This window comes from Roseibacillus persicicus (assembly GCF_014651675.1).
GTDB lineage: Bacteria > Verrucomicrobiota > Verrucomicrobiia > Verrucomicrobiales > Akkermansiaceae > Roseibacillus > Roseibacillus persicicus.
The window spans coordinates 116,979-141,292 of the sequence record NZ_BMXI01000014.1; the positions used below are offsets into that span (position 1 = coordinate 116,979).

The following is a 24,314-nucleotide window of genomic DNA, read 5'->3' on the forward strand; positions in this document are numbered from 1 at the left end:
TCAGAGCGTCTGTCCTCCTGCGATTGCAATCACCAATTGGAAATGGAACTGACGAATCACCGGGGAAGGACTAGAAGAGGTCCGTGAACCAAACACCACGACGAGTTTATCTGCCAAAGAACTGGGAACTTCCGGCCGCGATTCTCAATCGCCTGGGGCCCGAGCCCGGTCGACAGCGTCTTATGGATGAGGACGGGCATTTGCTGCTGATTCTGCACCAAGTTCCCCAGGCCTCGGATGACGAAGTCCGCACGGCGGCCCTCTTTTGGCGGCAGCCCGATGGCACTTGGAAGAGCACCCCGCAACCGGGTGGGCTCTCCGCGCTGGAGGAGCACTTGAAGGCTTATCGCGAAATGATTCACCATCTGGATGCTATGGTGGAAAAGGCAGCGAACCCCACCGATTACTTCGAGGTGATGCAGGAGGTGCAACCAGTGCTGCGCGCGACCCGTCACCAGTTGGAGGTGCTGCAAGCCGCGCGACAAGCGCGCAAGGATGAGTCCGCTCTCATCGGACTCCGCGATAGCGCCGCGGTGCTGGAGCGTGCGATTGACCTCGCGGCGGGCGATGCCAAGGCGGGGATGGATTTCTCGTTGGCCAAGAGCGCGCAGGAGCAGTCCCAGGCCGCGCACCGCAGCAATGTGGAGGCCCGCCGCCTGAACCGTCTCGTAGCCTTCTTCTTTCCCCTCGCCACCTTGGTCTCGTTCTTCTCGATGGAAAACACCGGGCAAGTCTTGGGCTCGCCGATGAGCTGGGGCGTGGTGGCTGCCGGAGTTCTCTTTGGCTGCTTTGTTCTCGTTGCGGTCACTCGCGGGAAAGGCTAAGAAGCAGGAGTGATGACATTTGGGATCTTTCAATTGGGCATTGTCCTTTGCACCGCGGAAGCGAAGGCCGGGGAATCGGGCGACGGCTATCAGCTCGTCTGGGCCGAAGAGTTCGACAAGGACGGCACGCCCGATGAAGAGGTCTGGTTTTTCGAAAAAGGATTCCAGCGCAATCACGAGCTGCAGTGGTATCAGAAGGAGAACGCGCGCTGTGCCGATGGCTTTCTCGTGATTGAGGGGAAGCGGGAGCGGGTGGCGAATCCTGATTATCGTCCGGATGCTCGTTCGTGGAAAGACAAGCGCGCCTTTGCCGAATACACCTCGGCTTCTTTGCTGTCGAAGAAGGACTACGCCTGGACCTACGGCCGCTTCGAGGTGCGCGCCAAGATTGTGGCGGAGAAAGGACTCTGGCCGGCCATCTGGACCACGGGCAACGGGCGTTGGCCCCATGCCGGGGAAATCGATATGATGGAGTACTACGATCACGGTCTGCTGGCCAACGTGGCGTGGGCGGGCCCCGGTGGACGCGACAAGTGGGACGCGAGCTTTATCAAGATGGAGGAAGTCGGTGATGAAAATTGGGATCAGGATTTTCACACTTGGGTGATGGAATGGACCCCGGAGAAGATCGTGCTCTCCGTCGATGGCCGGGTCTTGAACACCACTTTGCTTAAGGACACCATCAACGAGGATGGGGAAAAGAAGTCTCCCTTCCACGAGCCCCAGCGCCTTCGCCTGAACCTTGCGATTGGCGGCCAGAAGGGCGGCGATCCTTCCGACACCGAATTTCCGACCCAGTATTTGGTCGACTACGTGCGGGTCTACCAAAAGAAATGAGCGAGTGGGTCGCCCGCTCTTCTTTGAAATCTTCGCCGGAAATTTTCTGTTAGATTCAGCCTTCGGCAAGCGCCTCTTGAAGGTGCTGGTAGAAGCTTGAGGAAAAAGGGCTGTCGATTAGACCCGGCAGGAGGATGCTCCCTTGATGGAGAAGCCCGTGGCGAGTCCTCCGTTGCGCGGCGCCCGCCAACTTTTTTCTCGTGGTGGCATCGATGAGATCTCCGGGGACGGGATGGACAAAACAGGCCGGTCCTTCGCCTTCCTCTTTTTCTAACAATTGACTTCTCAGTCCACATGCAGTCAGCGCTCGCTGGGCCGCTTGATGAATCTGATAGTAGGAATCGGCGCGCTGGCCTTGGGCTAGCTTGTGGGATTTTGGGATCAGCAACGTGTAGGTCAGATCCTCGCGGTGGTCGACGATCCCGCCGCCGGTGGGACGCTTGACGAAGTGGAGGTCGGCGTTGGGAAAGTGCGCGATGGCGTCGGCTTCGCTTTGGAAGTAACCGTAGCTCGCCCAGTTGCCCGACCACTGGTAAAAGCGGAGAAGAGGCTCGTCGCCCAGAGTCTCTAACAGGTCCAGATCCCGTTGCATGTTGGTGGGGCCATCGGCGGGTGGATCTTGGATGAGTTGCATCAGAAAGAGACGGTGCTGTCGGTGTTTACTCTCCCTTGTGGGCTCCTGTCATTGCAAGAGTGGAATGGTGAAAGAGATTTTGGGGTTGGTCGTTCAACTGGGCCCGTTCGTGGTGGCTGCAGTCTGGCTCAAGTTGATGGGCCCGCTGCGTGCCAGAAAGGTCTTTCTGCTGCTGCTCGGTTTGGCCTTCGTGATCTCGGGAGGGGGCACCTATCTGGGCGCGCGGTATTTGGGGTTCTCGGGGCGGACTCGTTCGAGCAGCCTGTCGGCGGATGACTTTCTCGAGATTTCCCCCTGGATCGCGGTGACCGGGGTGGTCCTGATTGCGATCCAGGGTTTGCTTTGGCTGGGAGTCTTTCTCTTTCGGAAAAAGGAGTCCTGATTAAGCCAACTTCTCCTTGGCTGCTTGCACGAGCTCTTCCTTTTTGTCGCGTTGCGGAGCCGCGCCGCGAGCCATGTCGGGCTTGCCGCCGCCCTTGCCGCCCACGAGGGGAGCGAGGTCCTTGATGAGGTTGCCGGCCCCGAATCCAGCATCGTGACCATCTTTACCGCAAAGGGAACCGAGGTGGAGCTTGTTGCCATCATCGACGATGAGGAAGGCCGCGTGGGTGAAGTGCAGCTTCTTCAAGCCGTTCATCAATTCCTGAAGCAGGTTGGCAGGGCCTTCGACCGCATGAACGATGTTGCCGGAGAGTTGACCGTTCTCGGCGAGACCAGCCAGGAAGGCATCGGCTTCGCGAGCGGCGTTCGCAGTCTGGGCTTTCTTCAAAGACTTCTCCGCCTCGACTGCCGCTGCCTTGGTGGCCGCGAGGGTGTCGCGGAGGGAGGACAGGCTTTCCTCGGCGGGAGCTTTCACTTCGGCAATCGGATCTTGTTCGAGATTCTTGAGCGCCTCGTTGGCGGTGTTGAGTTTTTCCTGGGCCAGGGTGATTTCTTTTTTAAGTTCTTCGATTTGTTCGTCGAGATAGGCTTCCGCGGCTTTGCCAACGGCGGCCTCGATGCGCCGCACCCCGGAGGCGATGGCTTCCTCTTTCTTGATGATGAATTGCCCGAGCTCGCTGGTGTTGCGGGAGTGGGTGCCGCCGCAGAGTTCCATCGAGTATCCGTTGAGGGCCTGGGGCTCGCCTCCAATTTGAACCACGCGCACGAGCTCGCCGTATTTGTCACCGAAGAACTGCATGATGTCCTCGCGACCCTTGATGTCGGCGTGGGGGACTTCTTTCCAAGAGACGGGCTGGGCTTCGGCGATGGCGGCATTGACCTTTTCTTCGATGGCGGTGAGCTGATCGGGAGAAAGAGCTGCGGAGGTGAAGTCGAAACGGAGGCGGTCGGGGGTGACGAGTGAACCCTGCTGGGTGGCGTCGGGAGAGACCACTTCGTGCAGCGCCCAGTGCAAGAGGTGGGTCGCGGTGTGGTGGGCCTCGATGGGGCGACGACGCTCGGCAAAAACGCGCAAGGTCACCTTGTCCCCGACTTCGAGTTGGGCTTGCGGTGGCACCAGGTGGCCCCGCGCGCTTCCGATCTGCTGGGTGCCGCTGACGAGGTATTCCGCATCGCTGCCTTCGTGCAACATCTCGCCTTCGTCACCCTGCTGTCCACCCATCTCGGCAAAGAAGGGAGTCTGGTCGGTGATGACGAGGAGCTTGTCCTCGGTGGGATGGAGCTCGAGAATGGTGGCCTCGCATTCGTCGCTGTTGAAGCCAACGAAGTTGGTGACGGCTTCGGATTTGATGTCGAGGGCGGCGACGACGGTTGTCTGCTGATTCTCTTGGGAAAGCTTACGTGCTTTTTCGAAAAGAGCTTCGACCGCTTTTTCATCAAGAGTGAGTCCGCGCTCGCGGCAAAGCAGGGCGGTGAGATCGATGGGGAAGCCGAAGGTGTCTGAGAGCTTGAAGGCGTCCTCGGGTGGGAATGCTTTTTGGGTCGACGAGACGTCCACCCCACTGGCGACTTGTTCGAAAAGAGCAAGTCCGCGATCGAGAGTTTTGTTAAAGCTGTCTTCCTCGCGCTGAAGAGTTTCTTTGACGGTGGAAGTCTTCGCTTTCAACTCGGGAAAGACTCCACCGAGTTGTTCGCTGAGGGTGTCGACTAGATCTGCGAGGAAAGTCCTCTCGCCCGAGAAGCCGAGGTTGCGGCCATACTTCACCGCCCGGCGCAAGATGCGGCGCAGGACGTAGTTGCGGCCGTTATTGCCGGGGAGGATGCCGTCGGCGATGGAGAGGCTGAGGGTGCGGATGTGGTCGGCGATTACGCGGAAGGCGATGGCTTCTTCGAGCTGAGCTGAGGGAGTCGAAGATGGCTTGTTGGCGTCATCCTCCGTTGAGGCGCTGGGGTTCACAGGCGGGACGCCTGTGCTCCTTGAGTCGTTGGGGTAAATGTCGACATACTTCTTGCCGGAGAGTTCTTCCAACTTGCGGAAGAGAGGCTGGAAGGTGTCGGCGTTGTAGTTGGTCGGCTTTTGCGAAAAGTCGGTGAAGCCTTTGGTGTTTTGAATGATGGAGACCACGCGCTCGAAGCCCATGCCGGTATCGACGTGCTTGGCGGGGAGGTCGCGGAAGGTGCCGTCGGCTTCGGCATTGTATTGGATGAAAACGAGGTTCCAGATCTCGATGCAAAGGTCGCTGTCGGCATTGACGAGCTTGCCCTGGGTGTCGCCCTCGGGGGTCATGTCGACGTGGAGTTCGGAGCAGGGACCGCAGGGGCCGGTGTCGCCCATCATCCAGAAGTTGTCCTTCACGTTGCCATTGACGATGTGGATGGCGGGGTCGAGGCCTACCGACTCGAACTTGGCTTTCCAAAGGTCATAGGCCTCTTGGTCGAAGTGTGAGGGGTCGCCTTCGCTGGGCGAGTAGACGGTGGCGTAGAGACGTTTGGGAGGAAAGCCCCAGCGGTCGACGAGGAGTTCCCAGGCCCAGTTGATGGCTTCGGTCTTGAAGTAGTCGCCAAAGGACCAGTTGCCCAGCATCTCGAAGAGCGTGTGGTGATAGGTGTCGTAGCCGACATCCTCGAGGTCGTTGTGCTTGCCGCCGGCGCGAATGCACTTCTGGGTGTCTGCGGCGCGAGGAGGGGAGTAGGGCGCGGCCTGCTCACCGAGGAAGTAGGGCACGAACTGGTTCATGCCCGCATTGGTGAACAGCAATCCGGGGGACTGGGGCAGGAGGGAAGCGGAAGGCACGATGGTGTGCTGCTTCTCCTGAAAGAAATCGAGGAAGGACTGTCGGATCTCGGCGCTCGTCATGTTGCAAGCGTTTTGAACATGAACAGACGAGAGGGAAAATGAAAAAGAAGAGGGAAAACGAAAAAGCGGCACCGGTGGGGGCCGGGTGCCGCTTTTTCTATTTTTGGGGGAAGTGGGGACTTGGGGGAGTCCCCACCTTTGGGGGGAATGAACACCCATTCGGGTGAAACCAGAGGGGGGCCGGTGGGGAGGGAAAAAATTAGTTGCCTGTGACTACGCGTCCGGCAGCGGAAGCGTCTTCTTTGATGGCGCCGCCAACTTTTTTGGTCGTGTCAACGGTGCCTTCCGCGACGGAACCAACGGCACTACCAGTTGCTTTGACAGCTCCACCAGCGGCATCGCCAACTGAACGTGCAGTGTTGCAAGAGGCGAGTGCGAATCCAATAACCGCGAGGGAAGAGATAGTAATGAGTTTCATAAGTTATAATTGTTCCATCAACGTTTCATTGCTGACGACCCTTAAGACAGCCCACTCCCCCCAATGGTCACTAATAATCCTGAAAAAGTTTCCTAATTCTGGATGAGATCGGTTTAACTTGTTGGTTTTAAATGTGTTTTATCTGTTTTCAGGAAAATCTAACAAATGAAAATTCGTCCCTGCCTACGCCTCAGGTGACGGTTTCCCGGCAGGTTGATGGCGGGAGGGCCTTGGGATGCAATGAGAGTTCTCGCTTCCTTCAAGAGGCGATTGGATATCTCCTGAACTTCGTTTTTTCGTAAGTATTCCTTTAGGCAAGCGAGTTGGAGCCCGGGTGACAACTCGCGAAGTTTTGGAAGGAAAAGGCGACCCTGGGGATCGAGGAGATCGAGTGTTTGAAGCAATTGGTCCAAGATGTGGTCTTTCTCGTCACTGGACCCCGCCGCGCGAATCAGAGGGGGGATGATGTCCCGTCCCATGACCTCCGTCAGCAGGGGCATGACCTCATTGCGAAAGCGGTTGCGGGTGTGGGCGGGATCCTGATTGGAGGAGTCTTCCCGGAATTCAATTTTTCGATTCTCGAGATAGGAATCGATGTCCTTTCGCCGCGCTTGCAGGAGGGGGCGAAGGATTCGGAGCTGTTCTGGTCCAACCGCGAGGGTGGTTTCCGGTTTCATTCCGCGTGGACCAGAAGAACCGCGCAGGAGGTTGAAGAGGATGGTTTCCGCTTGATCCTCGGCATGGTGGGCCAGCAGGACTGATGAAGTTCCGGTCTCGGCGGCGACCTCGGCAAAGAGTTGGTGACGGGCGTTGCGCGCTGCGGTCTCAATGGAAAGGCCGTTTGCTGCGGCGAGTTCGCCGACGGGGAGACGGGAATGGGTGAGGGGGAGCTCCAACTGGCGGGCGAGATCCTTCACAAAGAGTTCGTCAGCATCGGCATCGGCTCCGCGCAGTTGGTGGTTGAGATGGACGAGATGGAGATTGCGAAAATGATTTTCCAGCAAAAGGTGCAAAAGACATACCGAATCCCGCCCGCCCGAGAGGCCCAGGAGGTAAGTGGTGTCAGGGGAGATTAGGGTGAGGTCGAGCACTGGGGGGATAGAAGCAAATACGGAAGTCCCGAGGCCAGACTCAAATTTCAGCGTGACTTGCGGGGGCGGGCTGCTGTCTAATGAATTGTTATGAGTATAATTGCGTGGACGGTGATGGGCCTGTTGGCTGGTTGGTTGGGTAAGGTAATCATGCCAGGCAAAGACCCCGGCGGTCTCTTGGTGCAGCTCGCGCTCGGAGTTGGGGGAGCCTTTTTGGGAGGCTTCCTCTGGACCGCAATTACAGGAGGCAAGATGACCACACGAGGATTTCTACCCGGATTGGGCGATGTGCTGATCGCGACGGTGGGAGCGGTGATCATTCTCGCAATCTATCGCTTTGTGAAAAGCAAGAGAGGCGATTCTTCAAAGAAGGACTAAGCTACAGATTCACCGCGAATCGTAGGAAACCGGTTTCGAGAGTGGGGAATGAGATGGCAATGGAGCCGCTGGTTCCCCTCGAGATCGGATTGTTGCCGGGGAGGTAGCTGGAATTGAGAGGAGTGAAGTCGGTTTCCAGATCCGGCGAGTAGAGCACTTGGATTGGAAAGCCCAGCCCACTGGCGGGCGCTGTCAGGAGGGCGCTGGGTCCGCCACTGTGATCGAAGGTGATAGGCAGGCTGGTGGAGCTTCCCGGGAGGCCAAGGGCAAAAAGAACGGCGTAGGGGAATCCCGCTTCGTTCTTTTCCTGCCCGGTAGTGAGATCCAATCCGTTGTCTAGAGCCCATTGACCGAAGGCGGTGGGAATGGAAAAGGTGGTGCTGGCACTGAGAGCGCCGGTCTCGAGGTAGCGCTGTTTGAACTGCTGGTTTGAAGGCAATCCAGCGGCTTGAATCTGGGCGTCGGGCGCTTGAGTGGGCACTTGGATGATGGAAAAAAGGGAGGCTGAAAAGTCCTTGGTGAACAGGTTGGATCCTGTCTGGGTGCTGCCCACGGATGAAGCACCCGTGCCGGTGGGAAAGAGGCTTTCTCCCGAGATGAGATCGGAGGAGCCGGTCGCAAAGTCTACCGTCTCGGTGACAGTGCCTTGGGTGTGGCCTTCCTTGCTATAGTTGGAGACCTCCAGAAGGCCCGAGGTCAGGGTTGTGAAGTGGACATCGCCATCCAGGATCCCGCCGCTGAGAACCTGCATTTCATTGCTGGATGCCGTGCGGACCAGACCTGCTGCCTGAAAAGTGATTTGGAAGGGCACGTTTCCGACCGAGGCTTCCAGCAGGGCTGCTGTCGGAGCGGTCGAGATGGCGCCTCCCGTGAAGCGGATGCCGTCAATGGAACCCGTGCTGTCATTGACCTCGGCGATGGCCAAGATGTTCCCCGAATAGGCGACTTCGGCGGTATGAATGTCTTGGAAGGAGGCCTCCTGATGGATTGCGGTCAATCCGGTCCCGACGCGATAGGTCAAATTAGCCTTGGAGTCGTTCTGAATAGTGAAGTCCAGCGGCACTTCGATGGCCCAGCAAGCGGGCGATAGGAGGGCGAAAACAAGAAGCTTCATAAGGGCGCTACCCTCCTACGATTCTTCGGGATTGGCGATTCTTATTCGACGGTGATCCGAATGAGCGGAGACTCGCCGGGAGTGGTCGCCAAGGGGGCATCTTCGTTGGGGACGGGAGGGAGTTCGTCCTGTGCCTGACCCTCGTTCCCAGCGTTCTCTTCGGGAGCTTCTTCCGGGGATGATTCTGTTTCAGTTCCTTCTGCTGCCTCCGCAGGCACGTCGGGTAGGGACTCCGGGATGAGTTCGTCTTCGCCCTCGCGGTTGGCATTCCAGTCGGTGGCAATGACTTTCAGGATTTCGAGACGGGCAGGTTTTTTATTTTCGAGGTCTTCCTTTTCGATGCGCTTGACCTGTAAGACAGCGCGAATGGCTGGCTTGCCCTTGTGTTTCAGCTCGGTTTGTTCCAGCGCTGTGGTGAGGGTTTTGAATTCCTCGGAATCTCTGCGAACTACGGCAAAGGCCACAACCTCCTCGGTGAAGTTATGCAAACGGAAGCCTTGGAAGTTCCCCAGGTCGTTCTGGTCCATCCCTTTTCCGCTTTGCATCCAGGAGCGAATGGAGCCTTCGTCCACCTCGCCGCTGTCGAGAATCAAGGTGCCCTGTGCAAGGGCGAGAAGGGTGAGATCCTCACATTCCGCATAGCTCTTCCAGTCGACTTGAAAAGGGCCTTCCCCGACTTTGATCAAAGGAAGCAGGCGCTCCTTGCGACCATAGTCCTGAATCAGCAAGTCGACCTCGACGCGGTCGCCCTCCATAATCCGTCCTTGGAAGAGGCGTTCGATGGTGGGCGCGGTGAGCGGTTCCCAGAAATCGGACAAGAGGTCGGAATCCACTGGACGGACGAAAGCCTGGACTTCAGTGACCGTCTTCGATTTGAGAAACTTTTCCGCCACTTCCTTGGCCTCTTCGATGCGGGGATCGTCTTCGGGGAGCGGGATGCCGTAGGCGGGCAGCTCCAACAAGGGAGGAGCAGGTTCGGGCTTCGAGTTGGAAGTGAAGGTGTCGGTGAAGAAGAACAGATAGCCGATTAAAGCGGCCCCAAGAACACAGACGGTGACAAGGGCGGGCAAGAGCCGTGAGTCCCCGGGTTCGGTGAGAAGTCCGGGTTGGGCCGGGTCGAACGAATTCTGTTCTCCTTTTTTAGCTGCAGCGATTTGCTGGGAAAGGCTTTTGTCTTTTTCTTCTGGAGAGTTCTCGGAAGGGAGGGGATCGACCGGTTTGGGTGCTTCGGCGAAGGGAGAGACCGCAGCGTCGGTTTCCCCGGGCGAAGAGGCATCCAGACCTTGGGCAAATGGATCGTCGATATCGCAAGGCTCGTGAGAGTATTCCTTTGCGCCGAAAGGCTGAGGGGGAAGCTCTGTTGGAGGAGGCGTCTCGCTGGGAGAGTCCTCCGCGATGGAAAACGGTTCTTCCGGGGGGCCTTCGATGGTGAAGGGGGAGCCGTGAGCTGGAGCCTCAAAGGCGAAGTCAGGGTTCGACTCGAGAGCCGGTGCCGGAGCAGTATCGTCCTCGGACGGATTGTCTGCAGGGGTGGCGAAATCCTGCTCGGGCTCGAAGGCGGGAGGTTCAGGAAGAGGTCCTTCCAATAGTCCGGTGAGATCCGAACGCTCTTCGGCAGGAATGGAAGCCGCCGTGCCTGTCTCGCTATAATTCGGGGTGTAGCCCAAGTCGTCCAGGCTGAGCGGAATCAGCGGGATCTTGAGAGAGCTGAAGCGGGTGGTGTAGAAGCCGCCCTCCGGGACGTTGCTTTCCGAAGGATCAGGATAGGGGGTCGTGGCCGGGCGGCTCGGAGACGTCTCGGCGCTTGCGTCGCTCGTCGTGCCGGGGCTGGGCATCTCGGAGACCGGCAAGGTGCGTTCGAGAAGGATTTTCTGACCCTCGAGGATTTCCTGTTGAGTGTTCCGCAGCTCCTTTTGGCCTTCCTGAAGATCGTCTTGGCCCTTTTGCAGGTCGAAGACCGACTTCTGCAGATCGCGGATGGAGGCATAGACCGCCGCGGGAGTCATGGTTTCGCCTCGGCCGGCCACTGTTTCCGAAGTGCGTTTGGTGGCGCTGCGTCGGGTATTGATGCTGGTGGATTCCTCTCCCTGATCCTTGCGGGGGGGGAGAGGCGTCTTGCGCGCGACGGGGCCGGTTTTCTTCACCGAGACCGCCACGCCTGGCATTTCGGGAGAGCGTTTGACCCAAGTCCCACAGTTCCGACACTCAGCAATCTCAGAAGGATCGTGAGTCCGAAAGGCGACGATTCGCCCACAGTCGGCACAGCTCGCGTTGGTCATAAGGGGGAGTTAAAGATGCATTAAGCCTTAAAATCGAGAGAACCGACAAGCCTCAATAGGTTCATAAAATTGTGGCGCATACTTTGTAAAAGGCTGACTTTTGCGGCTTCTGGGCTTGTGTTCAGCGGTTGCGACTTTAGATCCTCTTTCATGTCTCAAACGCACCCTTTTCTCGCGGACGACTTTCAGATTCGTTGGTCCTCCTTGACTCCAGAGCACGTCGCGCCCGATGTCACTCTTGCCATCTCTCAAGCCCAAGCTGCCCTCGATGCCATCAAGGCAGTTCCGGAGGCTGAAGTCAGCTACGACAACACTTTCGGCGTATTGGAGCAGGGCACGGAAGCTTTGGAGCGGGCTTGGGGACGCTTGAATCATCTGGACTCGGTGTCTAACAACGAAGCCCAGCGGGCGGCCCTCAATAAGCTTCTTCCCGCGGTCTCCACCTTCTACTCTTCCATTTCGCTGGATGGTGATTTGTGGAAAAAATTGAAGGCTTACGCAGAGTCTGCAGACGTAAAAAATCTTTCTCCGGTCCATCAGCGCTTTGTCGAGGAAACGTGTCATGATTTTGTCTCTTCCGGAGCTGATCTGCCCGAAGAGGGGAAAAAGCGGATGGCTGAGGTCTCCTCTGAACTCGCTTTGCTGACTCAGAAGTTCTCTGAGAACGTGTTGGATTCCACCAATGCCTTCGAGCTCTACATCACTGACGAAAGCCGTCTCTCGGGTCTGCCCGAAAGCGCTCAATCGGCAGCGGCGGAAGATGCGGCAGCCAAGGGGCACGAGGGTGAGTGGCGTTTCACTCTGCAGATGCCTTCCTTGATGCCCGTATTGCAACATGCTGATGACGATGAGCTGCGGCGTCAGGTTTGGTCCGCTTCGTCCAAAGTGGCATCCGAAGGCGAGCGGGATAATACGGAGCTCATCTGGCAGATCATCAAGTTGCGCCAGGAGAAAGCGGCTCTGTTAGGTTTTGCCAATTTCGCGGATCTGACCCTCCAGCGCCGGATGGCCAAGGATGGCGCTACGGCGTTGGGCTTCGTTGAAGACTTGCATGATCGAATTGAAGAGGCCTTTTCGAAAGAGACTGCCGAGCTGGAAGCTTATAAGGCCGAGAAGACCGGTGAACCCGCTGGAGCGATGCAGCCCTGGGAGGTTTCCTACTGGGCCGAGAAGCAGCGCCAGGAGCGCTACGACTTCGACGACGAAGTTCTTCGGCCCTATTTCTCGGTCAAGAACGTGATGGATGGCATGTTCGCCATCTCATCCAAGATCTTCGGAATCGAGATCCTCGAGAAAGAAGCGGCCTACTATGAATCTAGTAGCGAGGTGAGCGGGGATGCTGCCGAGGTTTGGCATCCCGAGTGTAAGTTCTACGAGATCTACGATGCGGGTAACAAGGAGCACCTGGGGTCCTTCTACGCGGATTGGCACCCACGCGAAAGCAAGCGGGGAGGAGCATGGATGAACTGTCTGGAAGCGGGACTCCCCCCAATGGACGGGCAGTCCCGCCAGCCGCACCTTGGGCTCATCATCGGCAATATGACCAAGCCGGTGGGAGACAAGCCGGCACTGCTCACTCATCGCGAGGTGGAAACGATTTTCCATGAGTTTGGTCACCTGCTGCACCAACTGCTTTCCGACGTTCCTGTGAAATCCCTTTCTGGAACCAACGTGCCTTGGGACTTTGTGGAGCTGCCCTCTCAGATTATGGAGAACTTCTGTTGGGACCGGGAGTCGCTCGACCTCTTTGCCCGTCACTACGAAACCAATGAGGTGATCCCGGAAGAACTCTTCAAGAAGCTGCTCGCCGCGCGCAACTACATGTCGGCAACCACTTGCATGCGTCAGCTTGCTTTCGGAAAGCTCGACCTGGAATTGCACGTCAATACTCCCCAATATCTCGGACGGGATCTCGATGAGGTGGACCGCGAGATTCTGGATGGTTATCGCGCGGAGCTCGCGACCCCAACTCCAAGCCGGGCGCGTAGCTTCAACCATTTGTTCTCCTCTCCGACTGGATACGCGGCAGGATATTATTCCTACAAGTGGGCTGAGGTTTTGGATGCCGATGCCTTCACCCGCTTCCAGAAAGAGGGCGTAATGAACGAGTCCACAGGCCGCGCCTTCCGCGATTCTGTCTTGTCGAGGGGCAACTCCCGTCCCGTTGATGAATCCTTCCGTGAGTTCATGGGGCGCGACCCCGACCTGACGGCCTTGATGGTGCGTAGCGGTCTGGCTTGAGCCGGGAACTCGCCCGGTTTTTAGAAAATCGTAAAACCTCGCCGCCGGGAATCGCCCGCGCGGTCGGGGTTTTTTCTTTGGTTTCTTGCGATTTGTTAGTCCGGCTTAAGGCTTTTGTCTAACCGGCGGCAGCCATCATCTGATTGGCGTTACTTTCCTCGATGCTGGCTACCAGATAGTCGATGAAGCGTTGGGCGTAGGGGTGGGACTGATTGGTGTCGAGGTAACTGACGACCGAGGTTTTTGGCAGCTCCGGGAACTCATCTTTCAGGATGGGCATGTCCTCTTGCACCGCAGAAAGCGGGAGGATGCTGATGCCAAGTCCCGCGCGAATCGCTGATTGGATGGCTTGAACAGAGTTGGCTTCGATAGAGACTTTCCAAGGTGTTTCGGCTTTGGCCAAGGCATCAAAAGCCAGTTGCCGATAGACGCAAGGCGCGGGCAAAACGGCCAGCTCGCGCAAGCTGTTGGTTTTTCCTTTTGGGGTTGGAGGGCCCGTCCAGACCAGAGGTTCTTCCCAGAGGACGGTTCCATTGCCTCCTCCGGGTCCGGCAAAAACGACATCGAGGTCCCCCTCTCTCAAGGCCTTGAGCAAGGGCGCGCCCAAGCCGAGCATGAGACTGAGGTCGCAGTTGGGATGGGCGCGGCGAAATCGGGCCAGCAGGGTGTGAAGGTGCAGGGGGGCGAGGTAATCCGCAAATCCGACCCGGAGCAGGGTCGTCTCCTCGGGAGCGGTCACTGCGAGCATGGACTCGTCGGCCAGCTCGAGAATTCGGCGAGCGTAGCTGGCAAAGGTCTCGCCGGCGGGGGTGAGGGAAACGGAGCGACTGGTCCGCTCGAGAAGTCTCGCACCCAAGCGCTCTTCGAGCTTGGCAATTTGAAGACTTACCGCAGATTGGGTGCGGTGAACACGTCGGGCTGCCGCCGAGAAGCCTCCCTCGTCAATAACGGCTATCAGGGAGCGGAGGGCGAGTAGATCGGTCTCCAGTTTGAAATTTGAATCATTCGATTTGCTCATGGATTCGATTTAAATAAACAATTTTCCTAATTAATCACCGTTGACTAGGATTTCGAGCAGAAAGTTCGCAACGCACTCACAATCTATCACTCATCCCTATGAAAGCTATCGGTTATCAGAAGACTGGACCTATTGAGGCAGACAATTCGCTCTTCGAATTTGAGGCCGCTGAACCCGAGCTCAAAGACCATGATCTCTTGGTTGAGGTGCGGGGAATATCGGTCAATCCCGTCGATACCAAAATCAGAACTCTACGCCAACCGGAGGACGGCCCTGAGATTCTGGGCTGGGATGCGGCGGGGATTGTGCGTGCGGTGGGCAGTGCCGTGAGCCGGTTCCAAGTCGGGGACGAAGTCTTCTATGCAGGCGACGTCACGCGCGCCGGAACCAATGCGGAGTTCCATGCGGTGGATGAGCGCATCGTGGGACGGAAGCCCAAGTCGCTTGGGTTTGCGGAAGCGGCTGGCTTTCCGCTCACCTCAATCACAGCTTGGGAGTTGCTCTTCGAGTCGTTGGCGGTGGGAGAGGGGCAGGGTGCTGGACAGAGCCTGCTCGTCATTGGTGGCGCCGGGGGGGTGGGCTCGATGCTGATTCAACTCGCGAAGAAGCTCACCCAATTGAAAGTGATCGCTACCGCCTCGCGACCCGAGACTATCGCGTGGGTGAAAAAAATGGGCGCTGATGAGGTGATCAATCACCGTGAGTCTTTGGTTGAACAGATGAAAAAACTCGGTCTGCAACCCCGTTACGTCGCCTCTCTCACCGCAACGGAAGAGCATTTTCCCGCGATTGTGGAATTGATTCAGCCCCGGGGACGTCTGGCTTTGATTGACGACCCGAAAGGATTGGACGTGAATTCGATGAAACCCAAAGCCCTTTCTCTCAGCTGGGAATACATGTTCGCTCGTTCCATGTTCCAGATGGAGGATATTGAAAGTCAGCATCATCTCTTGAATCGTGTCTCGTCCATGGTCGATGCTGGAGAGCTGCTTTCCACCGTCACCAACAACTTGGGAACCTTGAGCGTGGAGCGGTTGAAAGAGGCCCATCTTCAGCAGGAAAGCGGGCGCGTGATCGGCAAAAACGTGCTCAACGGCTTTGGCGTGTGATGAAACGAAGTGACTCTATTTGACTCCTAGCTCTCTAAACTATTTCTATAAGAATGAAAAAATACCTAATCCAGCCTGGTGCTGACTCACTTCGCCTCAGCGAAGGATCTTCGCAAGGTCTGCGGGCCAGTGAGGTCAGGGTCCGGATCAAAGCGGCGTCCCTCAATTATCGCGATATCTTGAATCGCAAGTATTCCACCGAAGAGATCGTGCCCTTTTCCGATGGAGCAGGGGAGGTGATTGAGGTTGGCCGGAACGTGACTCACCTGGCAGTTGGGGATCGTGTTCTGGGCCTTTTCTTTCCCTCTTGGATGGCTGGAGAAATTGATAGGGAAATCCAGAACAATGCCCGGGGCGGCGGCGATGTGGATGGAATGCTGGCGGAAGAGGTTGTGGGTATTGAAACCAGCTTTGTGCGCATCCCCGAGCACTTGAGTTATGAGGAGGCGTCCACTTTACCTTGCGCGGGATTGACGGCCTGGCACGCGCTCTTCGAGCATGCCCAGCCTGCAGAGGAGGGGCAGACAATTTTGATTCAGGGAACCGGCGGGGTGTCCATTTTCGCCCTCCAGTTGGCGGTTGCCCATGGTATCAAGACCATCGTGACCTCCAGTTCGGATGAGAAATTGGAGCGGGTGCGGGAGATGGGGGCAACCCATACGATCAACTATCGCACCACCCCGAATTGGGAGGAAGAAGTCTTTGTTTTGACCAATCGGAAGGGCGTGGACCTGGTAATTGAGGTTGGGGGGGCGGGCACCTTGGAGAAATCCATGAAGGCGGTGAAATTCAATGGAGTGATCAGCTTGATCGGTGTTCTTTCCGGATTGAAGGGGACTGTGAATCCCTTCATGATTGTGGGTAAAAGCCTTCGGGTGTTTGGAATCTATGTAGGCAGTCGAGCGATGCAGCAGAACTTCCACCGCGCCCTCAAGAAGTATCAGATTCATCCCATTGTCGACCGCGTCTTCGAGTTCGAGGAGGCCAACGATTCCTACGAGTATCAGCAGTCAGGCCAGCACTTCGGCAACGTCGTGGTGAAGGTGGAGTGATTGTCTGTTAGAGTGGGGTGACGAGAAACTTCCGAATCGCAATCGGGCCGTGGTCTCCTTGTACCATTACAGGCCCGGAGGCTTTCTCATCATTGAATTTGGCCGAGCGAGTGGGGCCTGAGGCCTCTTGATTTTCGTGAACCAGTTGGCCGTTGACGAAGACTTTCTCGAAGAGAGCGTTTTGGGTTTTAGCTCCGTCCTCGTTGAAGCGAGGGGCACGGAAGGTGATGTCCAAGGTCTGCCACTGTCCCGGAGCCTTTGAAGCATTGAGGCGGGGGGCTACGCCATCGAAGCCGGGCTTGTCTTTGCGCTCGGGATCCCAGCGTTGATAGAGCCCGCCCAGACCAGAGCTTGCGGGTTGCTTGGCTCCATAGCTGTCAAAGATTTGGATCTCGTAGCGCCCCATGAGGTAAATCCCGGAGTTGGAACCTTTGGGAATCAGAAATTCGAGTTGAACCCGAACATCCTGGAAATCATCTTTTGAGAGGAGATACGCCGTATTGTTCTTCTCCTTTCCATTGACTAGAATGGAGCCCTTGCCGTCGCCTGCGGGCTCGAAAGTGAGAGCCTGCCGACCGTCCACCGCATTCACCTTGCTCGTGTAGACCCAACCGCGAATCGAGTTCTCTTGAAAGGCCGCAAAGTTTCCAGCTGCGAGCAGATCAGTGGACTCACTTTCCGCCTGGCACAGATTCGAACCGAAGGAGAGAATTGTGAGGGAAAGGAGAGTGGTTTTGCGAACGTTCCGGAGCATGGGAAATAGAACGAGTGTTTTGCTGGTGAGTTTTCATATGTATTTTGCCTGAGGATGATTGTGACGGTTGGAGTGATGGGATGGTATGGCTCGAGCTCCGCGTCCCCATTCTTTTCTCTTTGATTGCAGCTGGAATCGCGCGAAGGTGTTTGGGTAAAAATGAAGAAATCGATTTTCACCCTTTGCCCGTTTCTAGCCATTATCATGGGCTCGTCGCTATTTGCCTCCGAGAGCACGGTTCCGATTCCGGTTTTTGATCTGACTGGAGTGATTACGGAAAGTGGCGCGGTCGATGCGGGTCTTCTCAACTTCGACCCGAACCCCCGCCGACCGGTGACCCACTTCGATGTGGTAACTTCTTTGCAAGAAGCTGCCGGGGCAGAGGAGATTCCCGCCATCGTGGTCGAAGTGGACCAGGCGGGCTTGAGCATTGACCAGTTGCAAGAGATCAAGCGGGGGATGGATAGCGTTCGGGCCGCGGGTAAAGAGGTCTGGCTTTACTCCGATGGTCTCAACTTTAAGACCGCACTGTTAGGTTCTGCTGCCAGCAATTTTGTTCTGAATCCCGAGGGCGATGTCTCGATGAGTGGTCTTCACTCGGAGAGTCTCTACTTCAAAGGGCTGTTAGATAAGGTTGGAGTGGTGGTTGATGTGGTCCACATCGGCGACTTCAAGTCAGCGGGTGAGAACTTCTATCGCACCGCTCCCTCAGCTGCGGCGGAAAAGCAGAGCGCTCTCTTGTTAGACTCGCTTTATACTACCGTAGTGACTGAGATCGCAAAGGGACGCGGGGTTACGCGGGACTCGGTTTATGATTTCATTGATCGAGGAGTTGTTACTGCCCGGGATGCCAAGAAATTGGGTTTGGTCGATCGCTTGCAAACCCGGACCGACCTTGTGGAAGAGCTCCAGGCAAAGTTCGGCGAGGAAGCGGCCTTCGACCGGGAGTATGTCCGCAAGGGGGTGAAGGAGCCGGAGATTGACGGCTTCCTTGATGTGATGAAGCTCATGTTCTCTTCAGGCAAAAGCAAGGCACCCAAGGAAGATTATGTGGGGGTGGTCGTTTTCGAAGGGGCGATTGATTTCAACTCCATCGTCCCGGCGCGCAATGAGGTCTTGCGTTTGATTGATGATGAGAAGTGCCAGGCTCTGGTTCTAAGGGTCAACTCTCCCGGTGGCTCAGCTTTGGCGTCTGAGATTCTTTGGGAGGCCTTGGATGAGTTTGCCCAAAGCGAACGGCCTTTCCTGGTTTCGATGGGTAATGTTGCGGCCAGCGGGGGCTACTATATTTCTAGTGGTTCCGATTTGATATTCGCCGAGCCGTCTACCATCACAGGGAGCATCGGGGTAGTGGGGATGAAGTTTGCAATGGGCGAAGTGATGGAGAAGCTGGGAATCTCCTCTCACGAGATGAAGCGGGGTGAGCATGCGGACCTCTACAACACCACCCGACCTTTTTCGAAGGTGGAACGACAAATGATCCGCCAGTCCATGCTGGGGGTTTACGGCACTTTCAAGAAGCGCATTGTCGATGGGCGTGGCGAGCGCATTGTGGGTGACCTGGAGTCGCTCGCCGGCGGTCGGGTCTATTCAGGAGCCGACGCCTTGCGCATTGGTTTGGTCGACGAGCTGGGAGGCCTCACTGATGCCATTGCGAAGGCCGCCGAGATGGCCGAGATGGAGGACCCTCGGGCCATCATGTTTCCGGAGCCCAAGAGTGCTTTCGACTCCTTGTTCGGATCTGGTGATGAGGGCTTGGGCAACGACCATTTCATCACTCTGGAGGCAGGAGTGGAACCTGGAGGAGCGGTTGCCAGCTGGCTGCAGAAAGAAGGCTTGTTGAGTCTTCTTCCGGCAGACAAGCGGGACCAGGTGCAAGCTCACCTCAATCAGTTGAAGTCTCTGCAAACAGACCGGATTCAGCTCATTGCTCCTCCGCTGCCAAAGTTCTAACGATGGCGGGGAAGCCTTTTGAAAATCAAGAAAGCCTCGGGCGGCCGATGGTCGGGAACTGCACCTCGGCGGACTGAGGAGCTGTCAGTCCGCCTCTTTCGGTGTGAGAACAGTTTGCAGAGAAACCTAGATGCCCAACTCATGGCAGAGCTGTTCAAAGGCTTTGCCATACTCGACATAGGAGTTGTAGCACTGGTCCCAGTCCGGCTCGGCGCCATCGACAGCGTGGAAGACGGTGGCCACGTGGGGCTCGATGGCTAGTCCGCCATCATATCCGGAGTTTTTCAACTCGGTGAGGATTTCGCGCACCTTGGCCTGCCCTTCGCCCGGGAGGGTGTATTCGGTGGGCTCGGTTTCGCCGGCGGGCGGGTTGGTGCAGTCTTTGATGTGAACATGGATGATGTGTTCGCGGACGGCGTGATAGAACTCGAGCGGGTCTTGCCAAGGGAAGCCGCCATCGGCCTGTGGCTTGGAGCGATCCATTTGAAAGACGGGGTTCGCGGTGTCGAAGATGAGCTTGAGGCCCGGAACTTCTTCGACCAGTCGGAGAGTGTGCTGGGGGGAGAAGCCTCCCCAGTTCATGCAGTTCTCGTGTGCGGCAGTTAGACCTGCGTCGGCGAAGCGGGTGACAATTTCGCGCAAGCGGCGGAAGCGTTCTTCTTCGTGTTGATCGCTGCCCCAAGGCTCTTGGGCGTAGGACATGATGCGAATGATATCGGTGCCCAGGCGCTTCATCCGGGGGATGGCACGGTCGATCTCGGCGAGAGTGAGGTCGAAGTCAGTGGTGATCGCTTTGCCCCAGTTTCCAATCAGGGAGCCAAACTCCGGGATGGTGATTCCGGCGTCATCGAGTTGGTCCGCGACGGTATTGAATTCGTCTTCGGGGAGTTCGTGGATATTGCTCCCATTGACGCCACGGGCGGAGATGCGGGTCCAGCCAATCTCTTTGGTGGCTTTGATTTGGGTGGCAAGGTCGCGGGCGGCTTCGTCGGCAAATCCGGTGAAATACATGGCCGACTTTTGGCAGATTGCGGGGGTGGGGAAAACAAAAAAGCGGCCTTCCTTTTGCAAGGAAGACCGCCCCACGATGGCTGTTGAGAGCAATCAGTCGATGCGGACGACGCGATAGAACATCTTTTTCTCCAACTCGTCGCAAGGAACCGAGCAGTTCACGACGCCGCCATTTCCGAGGAAGACTCCGTTGGCATAACCTCCGTCGGTGACGGTGCATTCCGTGGTGCTCCACTCGCCGAGCATGTCAGACGATTCTTCCACCCGATAGTAGCGGCCGGGTAGGGTCTGAATGTCCAGTTGGACGGTGGCGGAAGGCAGTGGAATGGTGTCGATTTTTTTCACCTTGGGCAAAGCCTTGGAGCGATCTCCGTCCAAGAGTTGAACGGGGAGATAGGCCAAGGGACGGTGAAGAACCTTCCCGATGACCTGCAACTCGGTCCACTGCGGGCTCTGATCGCCGTTGTCGCGGCGGGTGATCGGGACCACGACCTCTTGGGAGCTCTGAGGCGCAAGGACGGCTTCGAAACGTTCCTCGCCTACTGCCAGCATGCCGTTTTCGCTGAAGAATTGTAGGGAAACGGGAAGCTCGCTGTCGGTGGGGTTTTGCACTTTGAAAGTGAGCTCACGCTTTTCGCCAGGGGTCAGACCGATCGGTCCGTCGCCAGTGGGGTCGCTCAGCTTGACCACGGGTTCGTCGGGCGAAGGGAGGTAGATCACTGTAGAGCAGCAGACCACTGGGAGGCCCATGCCGGGATCGGCACAGAGCTCCAGATTGGCGCAGCTTCCCGGCTCCTGAAACTTGTCGCAGCGAACTACGATGGAAACCGTCATGCATCCGAATGCGGGGACGGGCCCGATGAATCCCGCCGCTGGGGAGAGATCCGAGGGGTCGAGCATGATGGGGCAGGATACCGTCGGAGTGCTGGTAAAGGACCAGCTGTAGGTCCGCGGGACAGCAGAGTTGTTGCAAACCGTGAAGTCGACGACTGCGGTGCCGGTCTCCGGACAGCAGGGGATGCGGCGAGCGAGTGCGCACGTATCGGGCTCCGGATCGGTGTGACCATCGCATGGAGGGAGGTCCAGGCAGATGTCGGTGAGCGCGCAGCAGTTTTCTTCCGTTCCGTCGTGCACCGCGAGGTTGAAGCACAAGGCTCCGGGCACGCCGTAATAGCAAATGCTGACGGTTCCCGTGGTCCCCGGCGCGATACTGGCGGGAGAGAGAACGATGGAGCTTTGGTCAAAGCCAGATGGTGGCAAGAAGGTGGCGCCTGAAAAGGTGAAGGGGGAACCCGAAAGATGGGTTTGATTCTGCACCGTGAAGGTCAGGGTATACTTGTTGAGCCCCGTGGCGGGGTCGGGTTCGCAGTCGATCCGCGTGTCGAGGATTTCCGCACAATCGCATGGAGGTAAATCCACGCAGACGGTCTCGAGGCAGCATTCGACGCCTGTTTCGTTGAGAAGTTTGACCTTGAAGTAGACCATTCCACCCATGGGGGAGGCCGGCAGGGTCACCGAAATGGGATAGGGTGTATTCGCGGGAAGCGGGGGAGAAAGGGTCACGATTCCAGCCGGGCCAGGTTGGACGGTGGAGGAGCCAGCGGGTAGGCTGCTGGTCGGGCAGGGTTTGAACTGGAGGTAGTTGACCGTGGTGGAGGTGAGGTTGTGGTCAATGATGAGGTCCACTGTGTAGGGGGAGCCGGCTTCTTCGGGACAATGGATTTCCCGCACTTCGATTTGAGCGCATGCTTCTTCCCTGAGAATTTCGATATCGCCACCCGAGCCTTTGCGGTCATCCATGGGCATATTGGCGAATCCCGCGATGTAGGGGACTTTCCATGAGTTGACGGCCATACCATTGACGGGCACATCGGAGAGACGAACCCCAAAGAGACCGTGGGGACCGTAATTGGCCACCATGTCGGCGGATGAGGTCCAGACGACTGCGTCTTGGGTTCCGCCTTCCATCCCCAGGGCAACGCCGCCATAGCCTTCGCCATCAGGATTGTTGCAGCCGGTGCGTTGGAAATGAGTAGGGGTCCAAGAGCCCGAAACAAGTTCGAGGAGATGGGTGCCGCTGGCGTGGTTGTAGGCACGGGTATCGGTGGCCATGGTGCGCACTCCGGCAACCATGGTTTGGCCGTCCAAGCTGAAGGTGAGGTCCACTACGGGGGAGGAAGCGGCCCAACCTGCCTGGCCGGGAACGTAGGCCACATGCACGTCGAGACTGGGGACGAAATTCCCCGAACCATCCAAGCCAACCTTGCGAATCTCGCTTGGATTGCCGGGGGAGCCGTCATGCCAGACAGAGTAGTAAACTTCCCCCTCGTGGTATTCCACTGCCCAAAGGCGATCATCCCGGCTTGGCATTCCGGGGTTCCCGGAATCAGGAGCCAGAGGGTCATGGGAGTTTAGGACTGTTCCGGTCATGCCCCCTGCAGCCACTCGATAGATTTTCCCATCTTCCAGAGAGGTGACGAAGAACTGGTTGTGATCCGCGTCAAAGGTGAGATTGCCCAGGCCAGGTCCCGAAACGAAGGTGGGGGTGGACAGAGTCATCGGCTGTTGATTGGGAATCACGCAGTAAACCGTCGGTAGGCCGGTAGTCTTATCGATGCGATAGACGGTGCCTGCGGCACTGAGACTGGCAGCGCCTCCCCCAATGTTGCCATAGCGGTGATGGAGGGGCTGGTAGGTTCCATAGAGGCCATGGGCGCCAGTATACATCTGTCCGTTGTCATCGATTGCGATGCCGAAGACGTTGCCGAGATCGCGCGCGTTCCAAGTCGGGTCGTGATAATCCGCGGCGTACCAAATCGGGGTTGTAACCGGAGTCGGGGGAAAGACGTTCTGGCAGGGACCGTAGTCCGAGGGTGAAGGGTTGCGGACGTCAAACAGTCCAAAGGTAAAGGCATTGCCGGCCGAGATCGGAGTGCCGGTGGGGTCTTGTGCGGGTGCGCCGCAGGTGACGGCCGCGATGCCCTTTTGCATCAGAACACCCGACCAGGGTGCCTGCGCAAACAGGGAGGTGGAGGCTGTGAGCCAGCCGACTAGGAGCGATGGTATCGTTTTCATAGGTCAACTAGCTCCAACCGCATTGGTTTTCAGCCATTTCCAAAACTGGGGAAAACTTTTTCCAAGCTCGGGCCGGGATGCTAGTCTGGGGCCCTGATGGCGAAGACGGTCTGGATAACGGGATGTTCACGCGGGCTGGGACGCGCGATGGTCGAGGGCTTTCAAGAGCGTGGATGGAAGGTGGCCGGTTGTGCCCGCAGCGTGGGGGAATGCGGCGAAGGTTATTTTCGCGAAGTGGATGTGCGGGACTCGCGGGCCGTGAGGGAGTTTTGTGAAGGGGCCCAAGAGAAATTGGGTGCACCAGATTTGTTGGTGAACAATGCGGCAACAATCAATCAGCCGGTGAGCTTGTGGAAGGTCGGGGAAGAGGACTTCGACAATGTGATCGACGTCAATATCAAGGGGGTGGCGAATGTGATTCGAGTGGTGGTGCCAATGATGATTGAGCGTGGAACGGGGGTGGTGGTGAATTTTTCCAGTGGTTGGGGGCGAAGTGTCTCCGCCGACGTCGCCCCCTATTGTGCCACCAAGTGGGCGATGGAAGGCCTCACCAAAGCCTTGGCCGAAGAGTTGCCGGAGGGGCTCGCGGCAGTGGCGCTCAACCCGGGGATCATCGACACCGAGATGCTCCGAAAGACTTGGGGAGAAGGCGCGGGCGGATTCCCGACAGCGAAAGAATGGGGCGCGCTTGCAGTGCCCTTCCTCGAAAGGCTTTCCCTCAAGGATAATGGCCAAAGTTTGACGGTGGCATGAACCTGGAGGAATTGACATATCACGGAGCCCATTTGACTGGTGGGGCGATGGGGCTCTATCGCGGATTTTCGCAGGGTGAACTCGGTGCGGCACTGGGTGGCCTGGTGCTGGGAGTTCTTGTCGGATGGACCCTGTGCTTTGTCCCGTTTTTTGCGGCGCGCGCTTTCGAGGAACGAGAGAGGGAAGGAGCGGCGAAGGGATTTTGGGGCTTGGGCCTACTCGCGCCAATTCTTGCACCCTCGGTCATGTTTTTTCTTGGGTAGAGAGAGAAAATTCCTTTCTGCAGTGCTAAATTCGGTTTTCTGTGACAGCTAAGTTGTAGGTATCGCTTCTTGCCGTGCGGCAAATCTGGGGCTGTAATTTTTCTTTGAAGCTAAATTTCAGCTCTTTTCTTGGCATTTATAAATAGGGGCTTGTCAAAAGGAGTCAGGGTGTGATTACATTGTAGTATGAAAGTTCGGCTGTCCGTTTGTGCGAATCGAAGTAATCTCGAGACTAGGGAGAAGAAAGGGTTCTCGTTGATTGTCACCATCAC

The 24,314-nt window shown here is 57.2% G+C and carries 20 protein-coding genes; 10 read left to right on the plus strand and 10 right to left on the minus strand.

Annotation, left to right across the window (positions count from 1 at the left end; all coding sequences use genetic code 11):
* The first annotated feature begins 83 nt into the window (after nt 1–83).
* Nucleotides 84–824 carry a magnesium transporter CorA family protein gene (locus tag IE099_RS15735; protein WP_189571874.1) on the plus strand — a complete coding sequence of 247 codons (741 nt, stop codon included), beginning with the start codon at nt 84–86 and terminating at the stop codon, nt 822–824.
* A gap of 12 nt (nt 825–836) precedes the next feature.
* Entirely contained in the window at nt 837–1,661 is an 825-nt protein-coding gene (locus tag IE099_RS15740; RefSeq protein WP_189571877.1) for a glycoside hydrolase family 16 protein, read from the plus strand.
* Between the two features lie 55 nt (nt 1,662–1,716).
* Here the strand turns inward: IE099_RS15740 and IE099_RS15745 are convergent, their stop codons facing one another.
* Nucleotides 1,717–2,295 carry a lipoyl protein ligase domain-containing protein gene (locus IE099_RS15745; RefSeq protein WP_189571879.1) on the minus strand — a complete coding sequence of 193 codons (579 nt, stop codon included), beginning with the start codon at nt 2,293–2,295 and terminating at the stop codon, nt 1,717–1,719.
* A 64-nt stretch (nt 2,296–2,359) separates the two neighbouring features.
* Here IE099_RS15745 and IE099_RS15750 point away from each other — a divergent pair, with 64 nt between their 5' ends.
* Entirely contained in the window at nt 2,360–2,677 is a 318-nt protein-coding gene (locus IE099_RS15750) for a hypothetical protein (RefSeq protein WP_189571882.1), read from the plus strand.
* Here the strand turns inward: IE099_RS15750 and alaS are convergent, their stop codons facing one another.
* The 3 genes from alaS to tilS form a co-directional block, all read right to left on the minus strand.
* Entirely contained in the window at nt 2,678–5,533 is a 2,856-nt protein-coding gene (alaS, locus tag IE099_RS15755) for an alanine--tRNA ligase (RefSeq protein ID WP_189571885.1), read from the minus strand. It abuts the gene before it with no gap.
* Between the two features lie 199 nt (nt 5,534–5,732).
* A complete protein-coding gene (locus IE099_RS15760; RefSeq protein ID WP_189571888.1) occupies nt 5,733–5,951 on the minus strand; it encodes a hypothetical protein in 219 nt (72 codons plus the stop codon).
* 158 nt (nt 5,952–6,109) lie between these two features.
* Nucleotides 6,110–7,042 (minus strand): tRNA lysidine(34) synthetase TilS, encoded by a 933-nt coding sequence (tilS, locus tag IE099_RS15765; RefSeq protein WP_189571892.1) that lies wholly within the window; start codon nt 7,040–7,042, stop codon nt 6,110–6,112.
* Between the two features lie 90 nt (nt 7,043–7,132).
* Here tilS and IE099_RS15770 point away from each other — a divergent pair, with 90 nt between their 5' ends.
* A complete protein-coding gene (locus IE099_RS15770; protein ID WP_189571895.1) occupies nt 7,133–7,420 on the plus strand; it encodes a GlsB/YeaQ/YmgE family stress response membrane protein in 288 nt (95 codons plus the stop codon).
* A gap of 1 nt (nt 7,421) precedes the next feature.
* Here IE099_RS15770 and IE099_RS15775 read toward each other — a convergent pair whose 3' ends face one another.
* A complete protein-coding gene (locus IE099_RS15775; protein ID WP_189571898.1) occupies nt 7,422–8,534 on the minus strand; it encodes a hypothetical protein in 1,113 nt (370 codons plus the stop codon).
* A gap of 41 nt (nt 8,535–8,575) precedes the next feature.
* On the minus strand, nt 8,576–10,813 hold the full coding sequence (locus tag IE099_RS15780; protein ID WP_189571901.1) for a hypothetical protein: 2,238 nt from the start codon (nt 10,811–10,813) through the stop codon (nt 8,576–8,578).
* A gap of 150 nt (nt 10,814–10,963) precedes the next feature.
* On the opposite strand from IE099_RS15780, the gene IE099_RS15785 reads away from it, so the two are divergent.
* Nucleotides 10,964–13,054 (plus strand): M3 family metallopeptidase, encoded by a 2,091-nt coding sequence (locus tag IE099_RS15785; RefSeq protein WP_189571904.1) that lies wholly within the window; start codon nt 10,964–10,966, stop codon nt 13,052–13,054.
* A gap of 118 nt (nt 13,055–13,172) precedes the next feature.
* Here IE099_RS15785 and IE099_RS15790 read toward each other — a convergent pair whose 3' ends face one another.
* Nucleotides 13,173–14,072, minus strand: a complete 900-nt coding sequence (locus IE099_RS15790) for a LysR family transcriptional regulator (protein WP_189571907.1) — start codon at nt 14,070–14,072, stop codon at nt 13,173–13,175.
* 98 nt (nt 14,073–14,170) lie between these two features.
* Here IE099_RS15790 and IE099_RS15795 point away from each other — a divergent pair, with 98 nt between their 5' ends.
* Both IE099_RS15795 and IE099_RS15800 read left to right on the plus strand, forming a co-directional pair.
* The gene (locus IE099_RS15795; RefSeq protein ID WP_189571911.1) at nt 14,171–15,181 is read left to right on the plus strand and encodes a zinc-binding alcohol dehydrogenase family protein; all 1,011 of its coding nucleotides are present in this window, start codon (nt 14,171–14,173) and stop codon (nt 15,179–15,181) included.
* 53 nt (nt 15,182–15,234) lie between these two features.
* Entirely contained in the window at nt 15,235–16,233 is a 999-nt protein-coding gene (locus IE099_RS15800) for a zinc-dependent alcohol dehydrogenase family protein (protein WP_189571914.1), read from the plus strand.
* Between the two features lie 7 nt (nt 16,234–16,240).
* Here the strand turns inward: IE099_RS15800 and IE099_RS15805 are convergent, their stop codons facing one another.
* Nucleotides 16,241–16,987, minus strand: a complete 747-nt coding sequence (locus tag IE099_RS15805) for a 3-keto-disaccharide hydrolase (RefSeq protein ID WP_189571916.1) — start codon at nt 16,985–16,987, stop codon at nt 16,241–16,243.
* A 159-nt stretch (nt 16,988–17,146) separates the two neighbouring features.
* Here IE099_RS15805 and sppA point away from each other — a divergent pair, with 159 nt between their 5' ends.
* Nucleotides 17,147–18,940, plus strand: a complete 1,794-nt coding sequence (gene sppA, locus IE099_RS15810) for a signal peptide peptidase SppA (protein WP_189571918.1) — start codon at nt 17,147–17,149, stop codon at nt 18,938–18,940.
* Nucleotides 18,941–19,066: 126 nt separating this feature from the next.
* Here the strand turns inward: sppA and IE099_RS15815 are convergent, their stop codons facing one another.
* Both IE099_RS15815 and IE099_RS15820 read right to left on the minus strand, forming a co-directional pair.
* Entirely contained in the window at nt 19,067–19,951 is an 885-nt protein-coding gene (locus tag IE099_RS15815) for a sugar phosphate isomerase/epimerase family protein (protein WP_189571920.1), read from the minus strand.
* A gap of 93 nt (nt 19,952–20,044) precedes the next feature.
* Nucleotides 20,045–23,026, minus strand: coding sequence for a hypothetical protein (locus tag IE099_RS15820; RefSeq protein ID WP_189571922.1), 2,982 nt, complete (start codon nt 23,024–23,026; stop codon nt 20,045–20,047).
* A 96-nt stretch (nt 23,027–23,122) separates the two neighbouring features.
* Between IE099_RS15820 and IE099_RS15825 the strand changes: the two genes are divergently transcribed.
* Nucleotides 23,123–23,779 (plus strand): SDR family oxidoreductase, encoded by a 657-nt coding sequence (locus IE099_RS15825; protein WP_189571925.1) that lies wholly within the window; start codon nt 23,123–23,125, stop codon nt 23,777–23,779.
* Entirely contained in the window at nt 23,776–24,042 is a 267-nt protein-coding gene (locus IE099_RS15830) for a hypothetical protein (RefSeq protein WP_189571928.1), read from the plus strand. The genes IE099_RS15825 and IE099_RS15830 overlap by 4 nt, the downstream gene beginning before the upstream one ends.
* Nucleotides 24,043–24,314 lie beyond the last annotated feature (272 nt).